Source organism: Vibrio sp. 11-4(1) (assembly GCF_013048625.1).
Taxonomy (GTDB): Bacteria; Pseudomonadota; Gammaproteobacteria; order Enterobacterales; family Vibrionaceae; genus Vibrio; species Vibrio diabolicus.
Window position 1 is genome coordinate 60,450 of the sequence record NZ_VHSY01000007.1, and the last position, 16,916, is coordinate 77,365.

19 protein-coding genes and 1 tRNA gene are annotated in these 16,916 nt (G+C 45.9%); 8 read left to right on the plus strand and 12 right to left on the minus strand.

The genetic code is table 11. The features are described 5' to 3' along the window. Positions 1–11 precede the first annotated feature (11 nt). From FKN16_RS15125 to FKN16_RS15140, 4 genes are read left to right on the plus strand one after another with little or no spacing between them, the layout of a single operon-like run. Positions 12–1,199, plus strand: coding sequence for a beta-ketoacyl-[acyl-carrier-protein] synthase family protein (locus FKN16_RS15125; protein WP_170903045.1), 1,188 nt, complete (start codon positions 12–14; stop codon positions 1,197–1,199). Beyond that, complete coding sequence (locus FKN16_RS15130) at positions 1,192–1,656, plus strand: hotdog family protein (protein WP_170903046.1); 465 nt, start codon at positions 1,192–1,194, stop codon at positions 1,654–1,656. The genes FKN16_RS15125 and FKN16_RS15130 overlap by 8 nt, the downstream gene beginning before the upstream one ends. Next, a complete protein-coding gene (gene fabG / locus FKN16_RS15135; RefSeq protein ID WP_170903047.1) occupies positions 1,653–2,378 on the plus strand; it encodes a 3-oxoacyl-ACP reductase FabG in 726 nt (241 codons plus the stop codon). Before FKN16_RS15130 ends, fabG begins: the two co-directional genes overlap by 4 nt. Continuing rightward, complete coding sequence (locus tag FKN16_RS15140; RefSeq protein WP_025508283.1) at positions 2,375–3,598, plus strand: beta-ketoacyl-ACP synthase; 1,224 nt, start codon at positions 2,375–2,377, stop codon at positions 3,596–3,598. The genes fabG and FKN16_RS15140 overlap by 4 nt, the downstream gene beginning before the upstream one ends. A 45-nt stretch (positions 3,599–3,643) precedes the next feature. On the opposite strand, the gene FKN16_RS15145 is transcribed toward FKN16_RS15140, so the two are convergent. Both FKN16_RS15145 and FKN16_RS15150 read right to left on the minus strand, forming a co-directional pair. Continuing rightward, positions 3,644–4,234, minus strand: coding sequence for a membrane lipoprotein lipid attachment site-containing protein (locus FKN16_RS15145; RefSeq protein ID WP_114322627.1), 591 nt, complete (start codon positions 4,232–4,234; stop codon positions 3,644–3,646). A gap of 109 nt (positions 4,235–4,343) precedes the next feature. After that, positions 4,344–4,420, minus strand: a tRNA-Arg gene (locus tag FKN16_RS15150). A gap of 203 nt (positions 4,421–4,623) precedes the next feature. On the opposite strand from FKN16_RS15150, the gene folD reads away from it, so the two are divergent. Continuing rightward, positions 4,624–5,484 (plus strand): bifunctional methylenetetrahydrofolate dehydrogenase/methenyltetrahydrofolate cyclohydrolase FolD, encoded by an 861-nt coding sequence (gene folD, locus FKN16_RS15155; RefSeq protein ID WP_005396027.1) that lies wholly within the window; start codon positions 4,624–4,626, stop codon positions 5,482–5,484. A 67-nt stretch (positions 5,485–5,551) separates the two neighbouring features. On the opposite strand, the gene FKN16_RS15160 is transcribed toward folD, so the two are convergent. The 4 genes from FKN16_RS15160 to FKN16_RS15175 form a co-directional block, all read right to left on the minus strand. Continuing rightward, positions 5,552–6,751: a NupC/NupG family nucleoside CNT transporter gene (locus tag FKN16_RS15160; RefSeq protein WP_031780514.1), complete on the minus strand. Its 1,200-nt coding sequence runs from the start codon at positions 6,749–6,751 to the stop codon at positions 5,552–5,554. A 257-nt stretch (positions 6,752–7,008) separates the two neighbouring features. Next, on the minus strand, positions 7,009–7,953 hold the full coding sequence (locus tag FKN16_RS15165; protein WP_170903048.1) for a LysR family transcriptional regulator: 945 nt from the start codon (positions 7,951–7,953) through the stop codon (positions 7,009–7,011). A 91-nt stretch (positions 7,954–8,044) separates the two neighbouring features. Further along, positions 8,045–9,016, minus strand: coding sequence for a lytic murein transglycosylase (locus tag FKN16_RS15170; protein ID WP_109168607.1), 972 nt, complete (start codon positions 9,014–9,016; stop codon positions 8,045–8,047). Between the two features lie 48 nt (positions 9,017–9,064). Beyond that, positions 9,065–9,346: a YcgL domain-containing protein gene (locus tag FKN16_RS15175; RefSeq protein ID WP_170903049.1), complete on the minus strand. Its 282-nt coding sequence runs from the start codon at positions 9,344–9,346 to the stop codon at positions 9,065–9,067. A 197-nt stretch (positions 9,347–9,543) separates the two neighbouring features. Here FKN16_RS15175 and minC point away from each other — a divergent pair, with 197 nt between their 5' ends. The 3 genes from minC to minE are packed head-to-tail and all read left to right on the plus strand — an operon-like array spanning position 9,544 to position 11,302. Next, on the plus strand, positions 9,544–10,206 hold the full coding sequence (gene minC / locus FKN16_RS15180) for a septum site-determining protein MinC (RefSeq protein WP_005382304.1): 663 nt from the start codon (positions 9,544–9,546) through the stop codon (positions 10,204–10,206). A gap of 17 nt (positions 10,207–10,223) precedes the next feature. Next, positions 10,224–11,036: a septum site-determining protein MinD gene (gene minD / locus FKN16_RS15185; protein ID WP_005388331.1), complete on the plus strand. Its 813-nt coding sequence runs from the start codon at positions 10,224–10,226 to the stop codon at positions 11,034–11,036. A gap of 2 nt (positions 11,037–11,038) precedes the next feature. Beyond that, positions 11,039–11,302, plus strand: coding sequence for a cell division topological specificity factor MinE (gene minE, locus FKN16_RS15190; RefSeq protein ID WP_005396037.1), 264 nt, complete (start codon positions 11,039–11,041; stop codon positions 11,300–11,302). 78 nt (positions 11,303–11,380) lie between these two features. Here minE and rnd read toward each other — a convergent pair whose 3' ends face one another. From rnd to tsaB, 6 genes are all read right to left on the minus strand, one after another. After that, complete coding sequence (gene rnd / locus FKN16_RS15195; protein ID WP_074191304.1) at positions 11,381–12,499, minus strand: ribonuclease D; 1,119 nt, start codon at positions 12,497–12,499, stop codon at positions 11,381–11,383. Positions 12,500–12,578: 79 nt separating this feature from the next. After that, positions 12,579–14,270: a long-chain-fatty-acid--CoA ligase FadD gene (gene fadD, locus FKN16_RS15200; RefSeq protein WP_005396044.1), complete on the minus strand. Its 1,692-nt coding sequence runs from the start codon at positions 14,268–14,270 to the stop codon at positions 12,579–12,581. Between the two features lie 106 nt (positions 14,271–14,376). Then, positions 14,377–15,231 (minus strand): alpha/beta hydrolase, encoded by an 855-nt coding sequence (locus FKN16_RS15205; RefSeq protein WP_170903050.1) that lies wholly within the window; start codon positions 15,229–15,231, stop codon positions 14,377–14,379. 6 nt (positions 15,232–15,237) lie between these two features. After that, a complete protein-coding gene (locus FKN16_RS15210) occupies positions 15,238–15,795 on the minus strand; it encodes a Slp family lipoprotein (protein ID WP_170903051.1) in 558 nt (185 codons plus the stop codon). Positions 15,796–15,836: 41 nt separating this feature from the next. Beyond that, positions 15,837–16,142: a hypothetical protein gene (locus FKN16_RS15215; protein WP_005396047.1), complete on the minus strand. Its 306-nt coding sequence runs from the start codon at positions 16,140–16,142 to the stop codon at positions 15,837–15,839. 60 nt (positions 16,143–16,202) lie between these two features. Further along, positions 16,203–16,904: a tRNA (adenosine(37)-N6)-threonylcarbamoyltransferase complex dimerization subunit type 1 TsaB gene (tsaB, locus tag FKN16_RS15220; protein WP_170903052.1), complete on the minus strand. Its 702-nt coding sequence runs from the start codon at positions 16,902–16,904 to the stop codon at positions 16,203–16,205. Positions 16,905–16,916: the final 12 nt, after the last annotated feature.

Genomic DNA, 16,916 nt, shown 5'->3' on the forward strand with positions numbered 1-16,916 from the left:
AGAATAACAATATGCCTATTCGCTCTTCTCAACTTTTGTATATTCAGGCCTGTGGCTTTCACTCAGCCATGGGGCAAGATGACGCGCTCATCCACCAATGTTTATCGGGAGCGAAGCCATCCAACATGGTGGTTGACCAAGATATTTTAAATTCAGGCCGCCAAACCGTAATCGGTCGAATTGCACAGACGTTACCGCAATTACCGACCGCACTCAGCCAATTTGATACGAGAAACAACCGCCTCGCACTGTCGGCTTTGCAGCAAATCGAAAGTGACGTGCGTGAAGCCATTGCTAAATATGGTCGTGACCGTATCGCAGTCGTGATCGGCACCAGCACATCTGGCATTTCAGATGGCGAAATCGCATTTAGCGAAAAGCTGGCAAGCGGCAAGTTTCCTGCTGACTACCATTACACCAAACAAGAGCTTGGCAACTGCAGCGATTTTATTGCCGCCTACTTTGATTTGAGCGGCCCACATTACTCAGTTTCCACCGCTTGCTCTTCTAGTGGTCGCGTCTTTTTAACCGCGCAACGCCTGATTCGCTCTGGCATTGTTGATGCGGTCATTGTAGGTGGTGTGGATACCATTTGTCGCCTAACGCTAAACGGCTTTAACGGTTTAGAAGCTCTATCCGATACCCTTTGTAAGCCGTTTGACCAACATCGCAACGGCATCAATATCGGCGAAGCCGCAGCATTAATGTTGCTAAGCAAAACACCTGCGCCCGTTGCTCTTCTCGGAGCTGGCGACAGCTCAGACGCACACCATATTTCCGCACCACATCCAGAAGGGTTAGGCGCAGAAGAAGCGATGAAAAAAGCGTTGGCCAATGCAGGACTTACAGCGCAAGACATTGGTTACATCAACGCGCATGGCACAGCAACGCCGTTAAACGATGCGATGGAAAGCAAAGCCATTCATCGCTGCTTTGGTGACTCCGTCCCTGTGAGCTCTACAAAGCCACTTACCGGACACACATTAGGCGCTGCAAGTGCAACGGAAGCCGCGATCGCTTGGCATATTCTCAAGTACAACCTTGATTTGCCAATACAACACTGCGAAACCAAAGCAGACGATATCCATATATCGTTAGTTGAGACGCCAACCAAACTGGGTAACAAAGCGATTCTCAGCAACTCTTTTGCTTTTGGTGGCAATAATATTAGTCTTATTTTTGGTTACGCTCATGACTAAACTTCCTCCCATCGAACAACTTTTGCCACACGACAAACCAATGATTTTGGTCGATCGTGCCTTGGATGTTCAACAAGATACGATTCACTGCCAGGTTGATATCGCAGAACACAACCCGTTCTTCGACTCAGCCTCTCAAACTGTGCCAGCTTACGTTGGCATTGAGTTTATGGCGCAATCTGTCGCGGCGTGGTCTGGTTACCACGCATTAATGAAAGAACAAGCGCCACCGATTGGCTTTTTGCTTGGTAGCCGTCGATACACGTCTGAATGCGATGCGTTTTCTCGCGGACAGGTGCTCGATGTGTATGCTGAAAAAGTTATGGAAGATAACGGTATGGCGGTTTTTTCAGCCCGTATTGAGCTACAAGGAACTGTTGTAGCGAGTTGCCAATTGAACGTTTACGTTCCATCAGAAGAAAAATTACAAGAAATGAAAATCAGGAGTCAACAATGACCCGACAAGTCCTCGTTACAGGTGCCAGCAAAGGCATCGGTAAAGCCATTGCCGTTCAATTAGCCAAAGATGATTTCCAAGTCATTGTCCATTACATGGGCGATCAACAAGGCGCGCAAGACACCCTAAACACCATCGAACAGCATGGTGGTAGCGGTCGTCTTATCCAATTCGACATCAGTGACCGTGCAGATTGTCGTGAGAAGCTAGAAGCCGATATCGCCGAACACGGCGCTTACTATGGCGTCGTAAACAACGCTGGCATCACAAAAGATACCGCTTTCCCTGCGATGACCGAAGAAGAATGGGATGGCGTGATTCATACCAACCTAGATAGCTTTTACAATGTTCTTCACCCTTGTGTTATGCCAATGGTGCAAAAACGCAAAGGCGGCCGAATTGTTACGCTTGCATCAGTCTCTGGCCTAATGGGTAACCGCGGTCAAACTAACTACAGCGCAGCGAAAGCGGGCGTAATTGGTGCAACAAAATCACTCGCACTTGAACTGGCAAAACGCAAAATCACCGTCAACTGTGTTGCTCCGGGGCTTATCGACACAGGCATGGTAGACGAACACGTAAAAGAACACGCGATGCCGCAAATTCCTTTGCGCCGCATGGGAGAGCCACAAGAAGTTGCTGGTTTAGTCAGTTACCTTATGTCTGACATCGCAGGCTATGTAACTCGCCAAGTCATTTCGGTAAACGGAGGCCTAGTATGAGCCGTCGAGTTGTTGTAACCGGAATGTCGGGTGTGACTGCGTTTGGTAACGATTGGCAATCTGTCGAGCCAAAACTGCGTGACTGCCAGAACGCGACCCAATACATGCCTTCTTACGAACAGTATGATGGTTTGAACACCAAGCTCGCGGCACCCATTTTAGATTTTGAACTGCCAAAGCACTACAAGCGCAAGCAAGTACGCGGCATGGGGCGTGTTTCCAAATTGGCGACCGTCGCAACAGAAAACGCACTAAGCCAAGCAGGTTTGATTGGTAACGACGTACTCACCAATGGCCAAACGGGTATCGCATACGGCTCATCAACAGGCAGTACTGACGCAATCGGCGCATTTGGTGTCATGCTGAATGAGAAAACCACTAAAGCGATCACCGCAACGACTTACGTGCAGATGATGCCGCACACTACGGCAGTGAACGTTGGTCTATTTTTCGGTTTGAAAGGCCGAGTGATCCCGACCAGCAGTGCATGTACCTCTGGCAGCCAAGCAATCGGCTATGCCTACGAAGCGATCAAGCACGGCTACCAGACAGTAATGGTTGCTGGTGGCGCTGAAGAATTGTGCCCAACTGAATCCGCTGTCTTCGATACCCTTTTTGCCACCAGTCTGAAGAATGAAGATCCGAAAAGCACACCAAGACCTTATGACTCCGATCGCGATGGTTTGGTGATTGGTGAAGGTGCGGGAACGCTGGTTCTGGAAGAGTACGAACACGCCGTCGCTCGTGGCGCGAAAATCTATGCAGAAATCATCGGTTTTGCCAGCAACTGTGATGCCGCACACGTCACTCAACCACAGATGGAAACCATGCAAATCTGCATGGAAATGGCTTTGCAAAACGCGGGCATTCCTGCTGAGAAGATCGACTATGTATCTGCTCACGGCACTGCCACCGACCGCGGTGATATTGCAGAAAGCAACGCAACAGCGAATGCTCTAGGCAAAGTGCCAATCAGTTCACTCAAGAGCTACTTTGGCCACACACTAGGCGCGTGTGGCGCAATTGAAGCGTGGCTAGGTTTAGAAATGATGCACACGGGTTGGTTCAACCCAACGCTCAACCTAGAAAACCTCGACGAGCAATGTGGCGATTTAGACTACATTGCCGGACAAGGCCGAGAGCTGGACGTGAAATATTTGATGAGTAACAACTTCGCCTTTGGCGGCATCAACACCTCCATCATCTTTAAAAAGATGTAATGCCCTTAGTAAATGCAAAAGCGCTGGTTAGCCAGCGCTTTTTTGTTAGTTGAAGGCAACTGAACGGTGCTTGCAACGATAGATATCAGCAGAAACAGATGTTGGAGTTTGCCCTTCAGACTCAATAATATTAGTCACATGATATCGATTACCACCCGCCATGTAGACTTGGTTAGACAACTCATCAAAAAGAGAGCCTTTCTGGCTTTCTGATACAACTTTGTTTCCAATCACTTTGCACTCATTGTTTTCGACTTCTGCAAACGAGATGGGTTGAACTTCATTTGCACCAGGTAGTAATTTAACTTTCTCAGCTTCTAAACTGATTTTGGCAACCTGGCAGTCATAAAGCTCCGCAACAACACTAGATGGGCGTCCACGGCTAGTATCTAGAACAGTTGCGATATGGTATCGGTTTCCACCAGATGCGTAAGTTTGATTCTTAAGTATACGATCTACATTGTTTGGATGAACATCCTCGATCGTGTAAGAGTCAACCATTCTGCAATTAAGGTTTTTAATTGCAATATCAGTAATTGGGGTAATATTTATAGCTTGGGGTAAAACACGAACTTTGCGTGTGACACACCCACTTAAAAGACTAACAATCAATGCAGTCAAAATTATTTTTTTCATGAGTTTAAGCATCAAAATAAAGCTCATGTAACAGAGCTAAGTTAATACATTTGAGACAAGATCGACAAAGCCCCGACAACTCAAATAGTTATCGGGGCTTTTGAATAAATGGCACGCCCTATTGGATTCGAACCAATGACCACATCCTTAGAAGGGACGTGCTCTATCCAGCTGAGCTAAGGGCGCGCTACAGGGACAGGATTATACGAGTTCAAACGGGTAAATCAACGGGTTTTCATAACATTCTGATCTGAATGCCTAAAAAAAGTCCATCAAAACGCTTAATGTTCAAAAACACCACAAAGCAAACGTTTGCGTATGGATGTTAATAAGAAATTCTGCGACAATGCGCCGCAGATAATTTGCCTTCTTAATTTATAAGGAAAGTCATGACTGCTCAAAATATAGACGGAACTCTCATTTCCCAAACTGTTCGCTCCGAAGTGGCTGCACGTGTTAAAGCGCGTGTTGAAGCAGGGCTACGTGCTCCTGGTTTAGCAGTGGTTCTAGTTGGTGAAGATCCTGCTTCTCAGGTTTATGTCGGCAGCAAACGCCGCGCATGTGAAGAAGTTGGGTTTGTTTCTAAGTCTTTTGACCTTCCTGCGTCTAGCTCAGAAGAAGAGTTACTAGCGCTGATTGATGAATTAAACAACGATGATGAAATTGACGGCATTCTAGTGCAATTACCCCTTCCTGCGGGCATCGACACAACACATGTTTTAGAGCGCATTCACCCAGAGAAAGACGTGGATGGCTTCCACCCTTACAACGTTGGTCGTCTTGCACAACGTATTCCAAAGCTTCGCTCTTGCACGCCAAAGGGCATCATTACCCTACTAGACCGTTACAACATAGAGCTTCGTGGCAAACATGCTGTTGTGGTTGGTGCATCAAACATTGTTGGTCGTCCTATGACACTTGAGCTGCTGCTTGCGGGCTGTACAACGACAACATGTCACCGTTTTACCAAAGACCTAGAGAGTCATGTGCGTCAAGCTGACGTTGTCGTAGTTGCGGTTGGTAAGCCAAACTTCATCCCTGGAGAGTGGATTAAGAAAGGTGCAGTGGTTATCGATGTCGGCATTAACCGTCTTGATTCAGGCAAGCTAGTTGGCGACGTGGAATACGATAAAGCACGTGAAAGTGCGAGCTTTATTACTCCTGTCCCTGGTGGTGTTGGCCCAATGACCGTCGCAAGCTTAATTGAGAACACGATGCTCGCTTGCGAGCAGTTCCACACAGACAAATAACGTAAACTTCAGATACGAAAAAGGCTCCGCAAGGAGCCTTTTTGCTAATTTTAGGTATCTCTTTCAATTACAGGCTTAAAATCACGCCCGCAATCGAAGCGCTCATTAAGTTCGCCATGACACCAGCGATAATCGCACGGAAACCATGTTTAGAAACAAATGCACGCTTTTCAGGTACCAATGAGCCCAGTCCACCAATCAGCATCGCCATGCTTGAGATGTTTGCAAAACCACACAAAGCAAACGTCACGATTGCTTGTGAGTGTTCACTGAGTTGAGACTTCACTTCAGCAAGCTGGATGAAGGCAACGAACTCATTCACCACAATCTTATTACCAATCAGCGAGCCTGCTGTGGTTGCTTCTTGCCATGGTACACCTAATAACCAAGCGACAGGTGCGAATACATAACCTAGGATCAGCTCGAAGCTTAGTGGCGTCCCAACAAGATCACCAATCCAACCTAGCATGCCGTTTAACATTGCAATGACACTGATGAAAGCCAATAGCGTACCACCTACCGATACAGCAATGCGTACACCCGCCATTGCACCATCGGCTAATGCTTCTACTACGTTGGTTGCACGTGGAATTTCAACTTGGCTAATGTCGATATCTGCTGCTTTATCCGTATCTTCTGGCATTAAGATTTTTGCCATTAACAAGCCCGCAGGTGCCGACATAAATGCGGCAGCGATCAGGTAGTTAAGGTCAACGCCCAGTGACGCGTAACCGACCAACGTTCCACCAGCAACAGAAGCCAAACCACCTGTCATCACCGCAAAGAACTGCGAGTCGGTCATGTGCTTTAGGTATGGCTTTACCATCAATGGCGCTTCAATGGTGCCAACAAAAATATTCGCCGTTGCAGACAAAGACTCCGCGCGACCGATACCCAGCAGCTTTTGAATACCGCCACCGATAAAGTTGATGATTTTTGGCATCACACCAATGTGATAAAGACCGGAGATAAGAGAGGAGAAGAAAACGATGATACCCAGAACATTGATCGCAAAGGTGAAGCCCCCTGTCGCCAAATTACCGAATAAAAACGCAATGCCCTCTTGACCATAGTTGATCAAATTCGACACTACGCTGCTCACTGAATTCAGCGCATCTCGTCCTGCTGGTACATATAAAACCAACAACGCAAACAGTACCTGCAAAGCAAACGCAAACGACACTGTTCTCAGCTTTATATTTTTTCTATTTGTAGAAAGTAGCCATGCTACGAATAGTATGGCTACGATACCAATAATTGAGTTCATAAAATGAATCCGACAGAAGGGGGATATGGAAGGCACCGGATTGTATAGTGGACTCAAAATGCTGCAAGTTGAGGATGTTAACAGTGTGAAAAGTTTAAGCGCCCAATAATTAACCTTAATTATAAGGCATTGAATTATATAAATATAAACGTTTGCTTATTTTTATTATTTCTATATGGAAAAGATGTTTCTAGTTCTGGAAAAATTTTTGTGAAGTGAATCACCTTATGTGCCGTTCAATAACGTCATTGATCCTGTTACTTAGGAATAGAGATGTAAGGCGCTAGACGTTGATCCCAATGACACGGGTTACCGATCTTCTGTTTGATGAAGTTAATCACTGCGGATATTTTTTTGGGCATATGTTGGCGGCTTGGATACACCGCATAAAACGGCATCGACTGGCTTGCTTTCCAGTCCGGTAACAACTGTATTAACTTACCCGTTCTAAACTCATCACCCAGTAAGTAAGTGGCAAGGTAGGCAATGCCCCAACCTGCAATAGCGGCATCCCGAACGGCTTCTGCCAGATCCACTGAATAGTTGCCCGTAACTTTTACGTTCAACTCCTGCTGATCTTTAGTAAACGCCCACCCCGTATAGTCACGCTCCCAGCTTCTGTATATAAGACAGTTGTGAGAAGACAAGTCATCCGGCTCTGTTGGCGTATCATGTTTCAATAAGTAATCTGGTGATGCCGCTACAACAAACTGGCAATCCGTCAAACGCTGCGCAATGTAACCTTCAGGTAAATGCTCGTTGTTGGTTACCCATAAATCGAGCCCTTCGGCTAACATATCGACCTTATAGTCAAACAGATGTACTTCCACTTGAAGTTGAGGATACAGTTCGCGCAACTCTTGAATCGCTGGGATAATGTGCAAGGTACCGAATGATTGCGACAAACCAAGACGCACTAAGCCTGCCACTTCATCCCGCTGGGTTTCCATCTCTAATGTGGCGCTACTCACCGCTTGTACCACTTGCTCACAGTGATGAAAAAAGGTTTTTCCTGCCTCAGTCGGCGTAAAGCTTCGCGTAGTGCGTTGAACAAGCTTGATACCAAGAGACGCCTCTAGCTGACTCAACTGCTTACTCACATGAGACACCGACACGCCTAAGCTCTTTGCAGCAGCCGTGAAACTTTTATGTTTAAGAAGAGCGGAGAAGATCACCATTTGTGCAGCACGTTCAGATAACACGCTTTACCTCGATTTGATTATAGGAAAAACAAAGGACTCCGAAGAGCCCTCATATTGAATACTGGATGCCAAGTGATTATTTGATAACAGCTCAGTATTTGATTCGGTCAGCCAAGTGACTCACGGCGAGTGCGAAGTAGTAAGAGCGGTTCCACTTCATCAGTACGTTGTAGTTATTGTAAACCAGATACGTACGACCATTTTCGTCGTCCGGCATGATCAACCATGCTTTGATGTCTTCATCCAGTTTTGGCAACGGACTACCATCGTATTTTGTGATGCCAAGTTTGCTCCACTCCTGAAGGTATTTACCTTTTTCAGCCGTGCGCCCTTCTAAGCTACGATCAATGCCTTTAGGGACTTTCACTTGGCGACCCCAAGTGTATTTGTCATCCCAGCCGGACTTGCTCAAATAGTTAGCAGTTGATGCAAATACGTCGGCTTCAGATTGCCAAATGTCTTTTTTACCATCCCCGTTGCCGTCAGCGGCAAAACGAAGAAAAGAGCTTGGCATAAACTGACATTGCCCCATCGCACCAGCCCATGACCCCTTAAAGTTTTCTAGTTCAATATGGCCTTGATCGAGGATCTGCAATGCCGACATGGTCTCTTTACGGAAAAACTCTTCACGACGACCTTCAAATGCCATTGTCGACAAGGCGTCAATCACTTTGAAGTTACCCGTAAATTTACCAAAGTTACTTTCTACACCCCACAACGCTACGATAAAGCGAGGCTGCACACCGTACTCATCGCCTATACGCTTTAGCTCGGTGTAATGCTCTTTATAGAGTTGTTTGGCTTGCTTGACCTTCCATTCAGGCACCGCGCGAGGAATGTATTCATCCAACGTCAGTTTCTTCTCTGGTTGGTTTCGGTCCGCTTTTACTGCTCGAGGCTTGTACTCAACATTCGCAAAAGCAGCACTAATGACCTGCTCTGAGATACCTTTATCACGCGCTTCAGCACGCAGTTTATTCAAGTATTCATCGAAACCCTCGCTACTTGCAAAAGCCGAGGTACACACACCAACGCTAAGCATGGTAGCCAGTATTTTTTTCATATTGCCCTCCTTGAGCAAGGCAGAAACCCCAGATGAAAAACGATGACGTTATTCGCCTTTTTGCTGGGCTTTTTGTTCTTTGTACTTTTCTAGTAGGTTCTCCGGCGGAGGCGGAACCTGCAAAAAGAAGCCATCATTTTGCAATGAAGCCTTCACTTTTTCGATATCAACTTGTGCCAATTTACGGCCATCAAGTTTAATCGTCATAACAGCGATAGGCTTACCGAACATCTGCATTAAGGTGTCAGGAACATGTGAAAAATCATCCTTTTTCGGAATATAGAGATAAGTACCTTCTTTTTTCGAGCTTTTATAAATAGAACAAAGCATGACACGCCTTTTATGCTGATTTAGCCGCGTTGAGTGCGGATTAGGTTGAAAACGTCAAATTCTCGCAAACTTAATAGCAAATTTGAGATTAATTCACCTATTTGCCCACGAGAGAACTTGCTGCGTCAAAGGATGAAATATAACATGACAGACCTAGTTTAAGGCAACGCTCTTTCAATAAAGGCAAGAAGTCCACGATGACCCATTCACCAGACCTTAAAGGTAGCAGTTTTACATTGTCAGTTTTACACCTTTCTGACAATGAGATCGCAAAGACTGTCGAATTTTTGCAAGAAAAAGTTTCTCAAGCACCTTCTTTTTTTGCATCCGCGCCTTTGGTAATCAATATAGCAAAAGTACAAGGCGACATTGATTTCCCTAAGCTTAAACAAGGCATCTCAGATGCTGGTTTTATTCCGGTCGGTGTAACGGGCTGTAAAGACAAGCGTGTACAAAATCTTGCTTCCGAAGCTGGCTTCGCCATTATGTCGGCAAGCAAATCACCAAGCCAGGCGCCAGCCAAAATGGCACCAACGAAAGTAGTTCGCACGCCTGTTCGATCAGGACAACAGATCTACGCGAAAGATGGTGATTTGGTGGTGTTAGCGCACGTAAGTGCTGGTGCTGAAGTCATCGCTGACGGCTCTATTCATATCCATGGCACACTTCGAGGCCGTGCGATTGCAGGCGCAAGTGGTCAGCAGGAAGCGCGTATTATTTGCCACGATTTACAAGCAGAACTGGTATCCATTGCGGGTGACTACTGGTTAAGCGATCAAATTGAAAGCGAGTACTGGCAAAAGAAAGTAATGATCAGTAAAGCCGATGAATCATTACATTTAGAAGTTCTCGCGATTTAATCTAAAAAGGAAAAAAAATGGCACGCATTATTGTAGTAACGTCTGGTAAAGGTGGCGTTGGTAAAACCACTTCAAGCGCAGCCATCGCCTCTGGTCTAGCTCTTAAGGGAAAAAAGACCGCGGTGATCGATTTTGACATCGGTTTGCGTAACCTCGATCTAATCATGGGCTGTGAGCGCCGCGTCGTGTATGACTTTGTGAACGTCATTAACGGTGAAGCGACATTAAACCAAGCGCTGATCAAAGATAAGCGCACGGACAACCTATTTATTCTTCCTGCTTCTCAAACTCGTGATAAAGACGCACTGACAAAAGATGGTGTTCAGCGCGTATTCGGCGAACTTGATGAAATGGGCTTTGATTTCATTATTTGTGATTCACCAGCAGGTATCGAACAAGGCGCGTTAATGGCCTTGTACTATGCCGATGAAGCCATTGTCACAACGAACCCAGAAGTCTCTTCTGTGCGTGACTCTGACCGCATTCTCGGTATTTTAGATTCTAAGTCCCTGCGTGCAGAACAAGGGCTAGAGCCAGTAAAACAGCACCTGCTACTGACTCGCTACAACCCATCTCGCGTCACTCAAGGCGAAATGCTAAGCGTTGAAGACGTAGAGGAGATCTTACATATTCCACTACTGGGCGTGATTCCAGAAAGCCAAGCCGTGCTTAACGCGTCAAACAAAGGTGTGCCAGTCACTTTTGACGATAACACCGATGCAGGTATGGCTTACTCTGACACCGTTGATCGCTTATTAGGCAATCAGGTTGAATTTCGTTTCCTTACTGAGGAGAAGAAAGGACTCTTTAAACGACTCTTTGGAGGCTAGACATGTCATTATTAGAATTTTTCCGTCCACAGAAGAAAACTTCTGCGAATCTAGCTAAAGAGCGTTTGCAAATCATTGTTGCTGAGCGCCGCAGTCAAAATGATCCTGCGCCTTCTTACTTACCTCAATTGAAAGAGGACATCTTGAAGGTGATCAGTAAGTACGTGGCAATTGATCCAAATATGGTTGACTTAACATTTGAGCACAAAGACGACGATATCTCAGTTCTTGAGCTCAATGTGAAGCTACCAGACGACGAGAAGTAAACCACTTTTCCTTGTGAAGTTGAATGCGCAGATTAGAATGAAAAAGGTTGGCACCGAGGCCAACCTTTTAATCATTCATTACTTTAACGCTTTATTCATCTTGTCGCCGAGTAGATCCAAACGCCACCCTTGCATCAAATCAGGCAACACTTCTGGATCGCGATCTTTTTTCCACACCCAACTGATCAGCTGATTAATCTGCTTTTTAGAAGCAAGGAACTCCGTCGCTAAGCCAGACTTCTGCGACGCCGATTTCACTATGTCTTTCATATTTTTGAAGACTTGTTTGTAACCTGGATAATCCATTAAGCGTTCAATTTTCGCCGGATACTCTTCAGAAGGTGTTTGCTTCGCTTGTTTAACAATCGCGGCAATCTTCGCGCCATGGCGGTTAATCGCTCGAAGATCAATATCTTCCGCTTCCATCTTCTTAAAGTTCGTTAAACCAAGACGAGCGACTGTTAACAGGTCACCTTCTTTGAAGATAAAGTTCAGCGCTAAATCTCGTTTGATTGCTTCACGATAACGCCACGTCGCCAATGGCTTTAAAATCGCCAGTTCAGAAGGTTTTAACTGCCAAGCACCTTTAATATCAAGGTAGGCATTCTCCTCATTAGTGACGCGAATGCGTTTTGAAACCAACAAATCACTTTCTTGTTGTACGGCTTCCCACCAACCTGCTTGCGTCACCTTATCGAGCAGCTTTTCGTATAACGGTAACAAGTAATGCACGTCTGCAGCAGCATAATCTAATTGCTTTTGCGTCAACGGTCGGGCCATCCAGTCAGTACGTGACTCACTTTTGTCTAGCTCTACGCCTAAATATTCTTCCACCAGCGATGCGAAGCCTGTCGATAGGCCGTGACCGAGAAAGGCCGCCATCAACTGAGTATCTACCATAGGGAACGGCGTACAACCAAATGCATTTTGGAAAACTTCTAAATCTTCACCGCAGGCATGCAGCACTTTTAACACGGAAGTATCTTTTAATAGCGCTACGAACGGCGTCATATCCGTTAATTCGGTCGGATCAATCAGCGAGAGGCGATTACCATCGAAAAGCTGAATCAGACCTAACTGCGGGTAGAAAGTGCGAATACGGACGAATTCGGTATCCAGCATCACTACATCTGCCTCTCGGGCGTGAATGCAAACTTCTTCTAGGTCTTTGTTTTTGGTAATAATTTGATAATTCACATACTTCTCGCTATAAAAAATGCCAGCAAAACGCTGGCATTCTATCATTTTTTAAATCTCTCGACTCGACGAAATCGGCTTATGCGCTTTTCTTCGCGAGTTCAGCGTCGTTCTCTTCACGCAGAACACGACGCAAGATCTTACCGACATTGGTTTTAGGGAGGTCTTCACGGAACTCTACCAACTTAGGCACTTTGTAGCCAGTTAAGTGCTGACGACAATGCGTAATCACTTCATCTTTGGTCAAGCTCGGGTCGCGCTTCACGACGTAGATCTTCACTAATTCACCAGAGACTTCGTGCGGTTGACCAATAGCAGCCACTTCAAGGACTTTGCCGTGTAGCGCTACAACGTCTTCGATTTCGTTCGGGTAAACATTAAAGCCAGACACAAGAATCATGTCTTTCTTACGGTCAACGATGTGCAAGAAGCCTTCGTCATCGAACTTAACAATGTCGCCCGTTGATAACCAACCGTCTTCGTTGATCGTATCTTTCGTTGCTTCAGGTCGTTGCCAGTAACCTTGCATAACCTGAGGGCCACGAACTTGAAGTTCACCAGTTTCAGTATTCGCAAGAGCGTTGCCTTCTTCGTCCACAATGCGAACTTCCGTTGATGGCACAGGCAGGCCAATCGATCCATTGTATTCAACAAGGTCATGCGGGTATGCCGCAACCAATGGAGAACACTCGGTTAGGCCGTAACCTTCTAGTAGGTAACAACCCGTGGTCTTCTGCCATCTTTCTGCCACTGAGCGCTGCACTGCCATGCCGCCGCCAACGGCTAAACGTAGGTTACTGAAATCCAACTCGTGGAAGTCTTCGTTGTTGATCAAAGCATTAAATAAGGTGTTCACGCCCGTAATCGCAGTAAACGGATGCTTTTGTAGCTCTTTCACGAACCCTGGAATATCTCTAGGATTGGTAATAAGTAGGTTACGGCCACCCATTTCGACAAACAGTAAACAGTTTACGGTAAGAGCAAATACGTGATACAGCGGTAGCGCTGTCACGACCAATTCACGGCCTGGAGATAAAACCGGCCCGTACGCACCTTTCGCCTGTAAAACGTTCGCAATCATGTTACGGTGAGTCAGAATCGCGCCTTTCGCGACGCCTGTCGTACCGCCCGTGTATTGCAGGAACGCAATGTCATCCCCAGACATAAACGGTTTAACGTATTGTAGACGACGACCTTTACGTAGAGCCTGACGCATTGAGATTGCACCAGGTAAATCGTACTTAGGCACCATGCCCTTAACGTACTTCACGACAAAATCGACAATCGTACCTTTCGCTCGTGGCAGCATTTGACCAAGGCTGGTTAACACCACGTGTTTAACTGGTGTTTTATCGACGATTTGTTCTAGCGTGTTCGCAAAGTTAGATACAATCACAATCGTCGTCGCACCTGAGTCATTCAATTGGTGCTCAAGTTCACGAGGAGTGTAAAGTGGGTTAACGTTTACGGCGATACAACCTGCACGCAAAATACCAAACAACGCCACTGGGTATTGCAGTAGGTTTGGCATCATCAGAGCAACACGGTCACCCTTTTGCAGTTTTAACTCGTTTTGCAGATACGCTGCGAATGCGCGACTACGCTCTTCCAATTTACGGAAGGTCATAACCGAGCCCATGTTCATGAATGCTGGTTGGTCTGCATATTTTTGTACAGACTGCTCAAACATTTCTACCAAAGACTCATATTGCTCTGGATTAATGGTTTCAGGTACGTCACTTGGATAACGTGAAAGCCATGGTTTATCCACGATGTTACTCCTCGTTTATAACTGGCTAAAAAATAGCGTCCTTTTTATTTTGAAAGCTATTACAGCACAGCGAACGTGCTTGAGCACGCAACTCTCAAACACTTGTTTAAATTTTGTTAACTACACCAAGAATTCGCGTTGCGACCTCGAGTATTTGCTCTAAATGACAGTGATGACCACCCTTGACAGAAACCACTTGCGGCGGGTTCTCTCCCCAATCAGCTTGGTTAGATGGTAAATTCTGAAATCCTTGATCGCCTAATACGATCAAATGAGGACAACGTATTTGGCTGGTAATCGAGTTAGCATGCGCTTGCGCCATTCGGTAAAGCGACGCACATTTTAACTTGGCGTCATGCCGCCAATACCATTTATCTCCTCGCTGCTCCGTTCCTCGCTCTACTATCGGCAGAAGCTGCTCAGCGGTTAATTGGTTGGCTTGCACGCGTAATTTTAACGCCAGATCGAAGGAGGCAATGGCTCGCTCTGGCTTGTTTTGCTGTCTTATTCGACTTAAAACGCCATCGCGAAGACGAGGCAAACTGTTAGTAGGATCTTCAGTAAGAGGTCCTGCTCCCTCAATTTGCACAAGAGCTTCGACCTGCTCTGGAAACGCAGCACTATAGCAACTTGCGATTAAAGCACCAAGTGAATGCCCTACTAATAGCAGTCTGTTTGGCGATAATTCGTCCAACAACTGATATAAATCGGCAATATAGTCGTGAAAGGGGTAATAATTATCGTGAGATTTATGACTCGATAAACCGTGACCAAAATGGTCGATAGCAAGGAGGTGTAAGTGAGGATTAAGTTGGTTCAACTGCTCCATGAGCGCTTTAAAGCTGCCCGCATTATCTAACCACCCATGAAGAAAAACGACTGACAAGTCAGCCGTTTTTTCGTTCCCTATCTCTAGGGCTGCCATTTTTCCGGCAGGAAGCTCGAATTGACGCTCATGCATCACAAATTATTTGACCTGTTTGATCACTTTGCCATCTTGTGGGAAATCATTACGCCACATGCGGCAGTTAATCGAGTAACATGGGTAAAAGTAGGTTGGCGAGTCATACATTCGTACACGTTCTTCAATTTTCCATAAACGGTACCCTTCCCCCTTAATGATCGGGAATACGTATTCGTGCTCACCAATCTTTCCTTCTTCTTCTCCGGCGCCTTTACCTACAACCGTCAACAAGCGGCCTTCACTAAAGGCGACGGGCTCTAAATAGCCATCAAAATAGGCGACAAAACGTCCCGTTGGCTCTTCATCAATATCCGGTTTACCAGATTTACTGATTGGTAGGTTTACGATTTCTAGACGGGTTTTATCTTTAAAGTTATCCACTTTAGCGATGATTCCACCAAGACGAACATCTTCACTCACTTGCCCCTGAGACTCAGCGAAAGCTTTATAATCAGTAACGACTTGTTCTGTGCTGGCATTTAACTCCTCTGGCAACGAGCTACACGCAGACAAACCAACCGTAGCAAATAATGCGAGAAAAAACCGTCCAAAAACCTTCATAAACCACCTTTCAATATTAGTAACCCCAAGCTGGGGAGATCTCACACGTAAATATCGACACCAAGTAATTGAGCCAGTTCCTCTTTTTTAGTTCGATTCATGACATCCATGTACTGCTCCATTGCTTTACGTGCGCTCCCTTCAGGAAGGTCATATTGCACTTGAGCTCGGTGAATTTGGGACTCATCCACGTGTTTTATGGAGTGCGCCACAGCGTTAGCAACCTTTGAAGGCTGACCTACAGGCTGCTTTGTTTGTGATTTATCTACCTGCTTCTTTTTGCTGACTTTATTAGTGCGATTTGCACCGGGAATCAAAGAAGGAGGCAAGCCATTAATCGACGCCATAGCACTCCATAAAAATACAGGGCAAACGCCCTGCTTTTTGTCAGGTTAATGAAAAACGGACTATTCGCGACCAGGAAGTTTTTTCCATGTCACATTATCGCGTAGATAAACTGGGCTAGAATCTTCTACCGGCACAGTATTACCCTTTTTAAATTCTTGTTCAGCAAGAATCACGATGTCTTGTGAATCAGGGTACAGAACCTCGCCATGCGTCAAATTAAATGGTAGGTCTGCTAATACTTCTTGGTATGCATCCCAACCAGTACCTGCTGTCGTCCACGTTTTGTCGTCTGCTTGTGCTTCTTCTGTTAGACGTGCTGGTGGAATAACACACTCTTCATCAATACCAACCCATTCACCATTGTCTTGACGAGAATAGCGCGCCCAATAAACTTCACTCATACGTGCATCAATGGCAACAGCGACATTGGTCACACCATGTAAACGATGGCTACCTTGAGCCATCGCAGCCAGCGTTGAAACGCCGATCATAGGTAAGTCAGCACCGAACGCCAAACCTTGTGCGATACCAATACCGATACGAACGCCAGTAAAGCTACCTGGACCACGCCCAAACGCTAACGCATCTAGCTCTTGTAGAGTCAGGCCGGCTTCTTTGAGTACTTCATCAACCATTGGCAGTACTTTTTTGGTGTGATCGCGTGGTGCAACCGCGCTACGTGAAATCACTTGATCATTAGCCAACAACGCAACTGAACAGTTTTCAGTCGCTGTATCGATAGCAAGAATTTTTGCGCTCATTTAACTCTCTAC

Excerpts from the sequence above, each read along its gene's own strand:
- tsaB (WP_170903052.1), bottom strand. The coding sequence starts at position 16,904 with ATGAGCGCAAAAATTCTTGCTATCGATACAGCGACTGAAAACTGTTCA.
- FKN16_RS15145 (WP_114322627.1), bottom strand. The coding sequence starts at position 4,234 with ATGAAAAAAATAATTTTGACTGCATTGATTGTTAGTCTTTTAAGTGGG.
- FKN16_RS15170 (WP_109168607.1), bottom strand. The coding sequence starts at position 9,016 with ATGAAAAAAATACTGGCTACCATGCTTAGCGTTGGTGTGTGTACCTCG.
- FKN16_RS15175 (WP_170903049.1), bottom strand. The coding sequence starts at position 9,346 with ATGCTTTGTTCTATTTATAAAAGCTCGAAAAAAGAAGGTACTTATCTC.
- FKN16_RS15160 (WP_031780514.1), bottom strand. The coding sequence starts at position 6,751 with ATGAACTCAATTATTGGTATCGTAGCCATACTATTCGTAGCATGGCTA.
- FKN16_RS15215 (WP_005396047.1), bottom strand. The coding sequence starts at position 16,142 with ATGGCGTCGATTAATGGCTTGCCTCCTTCTTTGATTCCCGGTGCAAAT.
- FKN16_RS15210 (WP_170903051.1), bottom strand. The coding sequence starts at position 15,795 with ATGAAGGTTTTTGGACGGTTTTTTCTCGCATTATTTGCTACGGTTGGT.
- FKN16_RS15125 (WP_170903045.1), top strand. The coding sequence starts at position 12 with ATGCCTATTCGCTCTTCTCAACTTTTGTATATTCAGGCCTGTGGCTTT.
- minC (WP_005382304.1), top strand. The coding sequence starts at position 9,544 with ATGACCCATTCACCAGACCTTAAAGGTAGCAGTTTTACATTGTCAGTT.
- FKN16_RS15205 (WP_170903050.1), bottom strand. The coding sequence starts at position 15,231 with ATGCATGAGCGTCAATTCGAGCTTCCTGCCGGAAAAATGGCAGCCCTA.
- fabG (WP_170903047.1), top strand. The coding sequence starts at position 1,653 with ATGACCCGACAAGTCCTCGTTACAGGTGCCAGCAAAGGCATCGGTAAA.
- FKN16_RS15130 (WP_170903046.1), top strand. The coding sequence starts at position 1,192 with ATGACTAAACTTCCTCCCATCGAACAACTTTTGCCACACGACAAACCA.
- minE (WP_005396037.1), top strand. The coding sequence starts at position 11,039 with ATGTCATTATTAGAATTTTTCCGTCCACAGAAGAAAACTTCTGCGAAT.
- FKN16_RS15140 (WP_025508283.1), top strand. The coding sequence starts at position 2,375 with ATGAGCCGTCGAGTTGTTGTAACCGGAATGTCGGGTGTGACTGCGTTT.
- folD (WP_005396027.1), top strand. The coding sequence starts at position 4,624 with ATGACTGCTCAAAATATAGACGGAACTCTCATTTCCCAAACTGTTCGC.
- minD (WP_005388331.1), top strand. The coding sequence starts at position 10,224 with ATGGCACGCATTATTGTAGTAACGTCTGGTAAAGGTGGCGTTGGTAAA.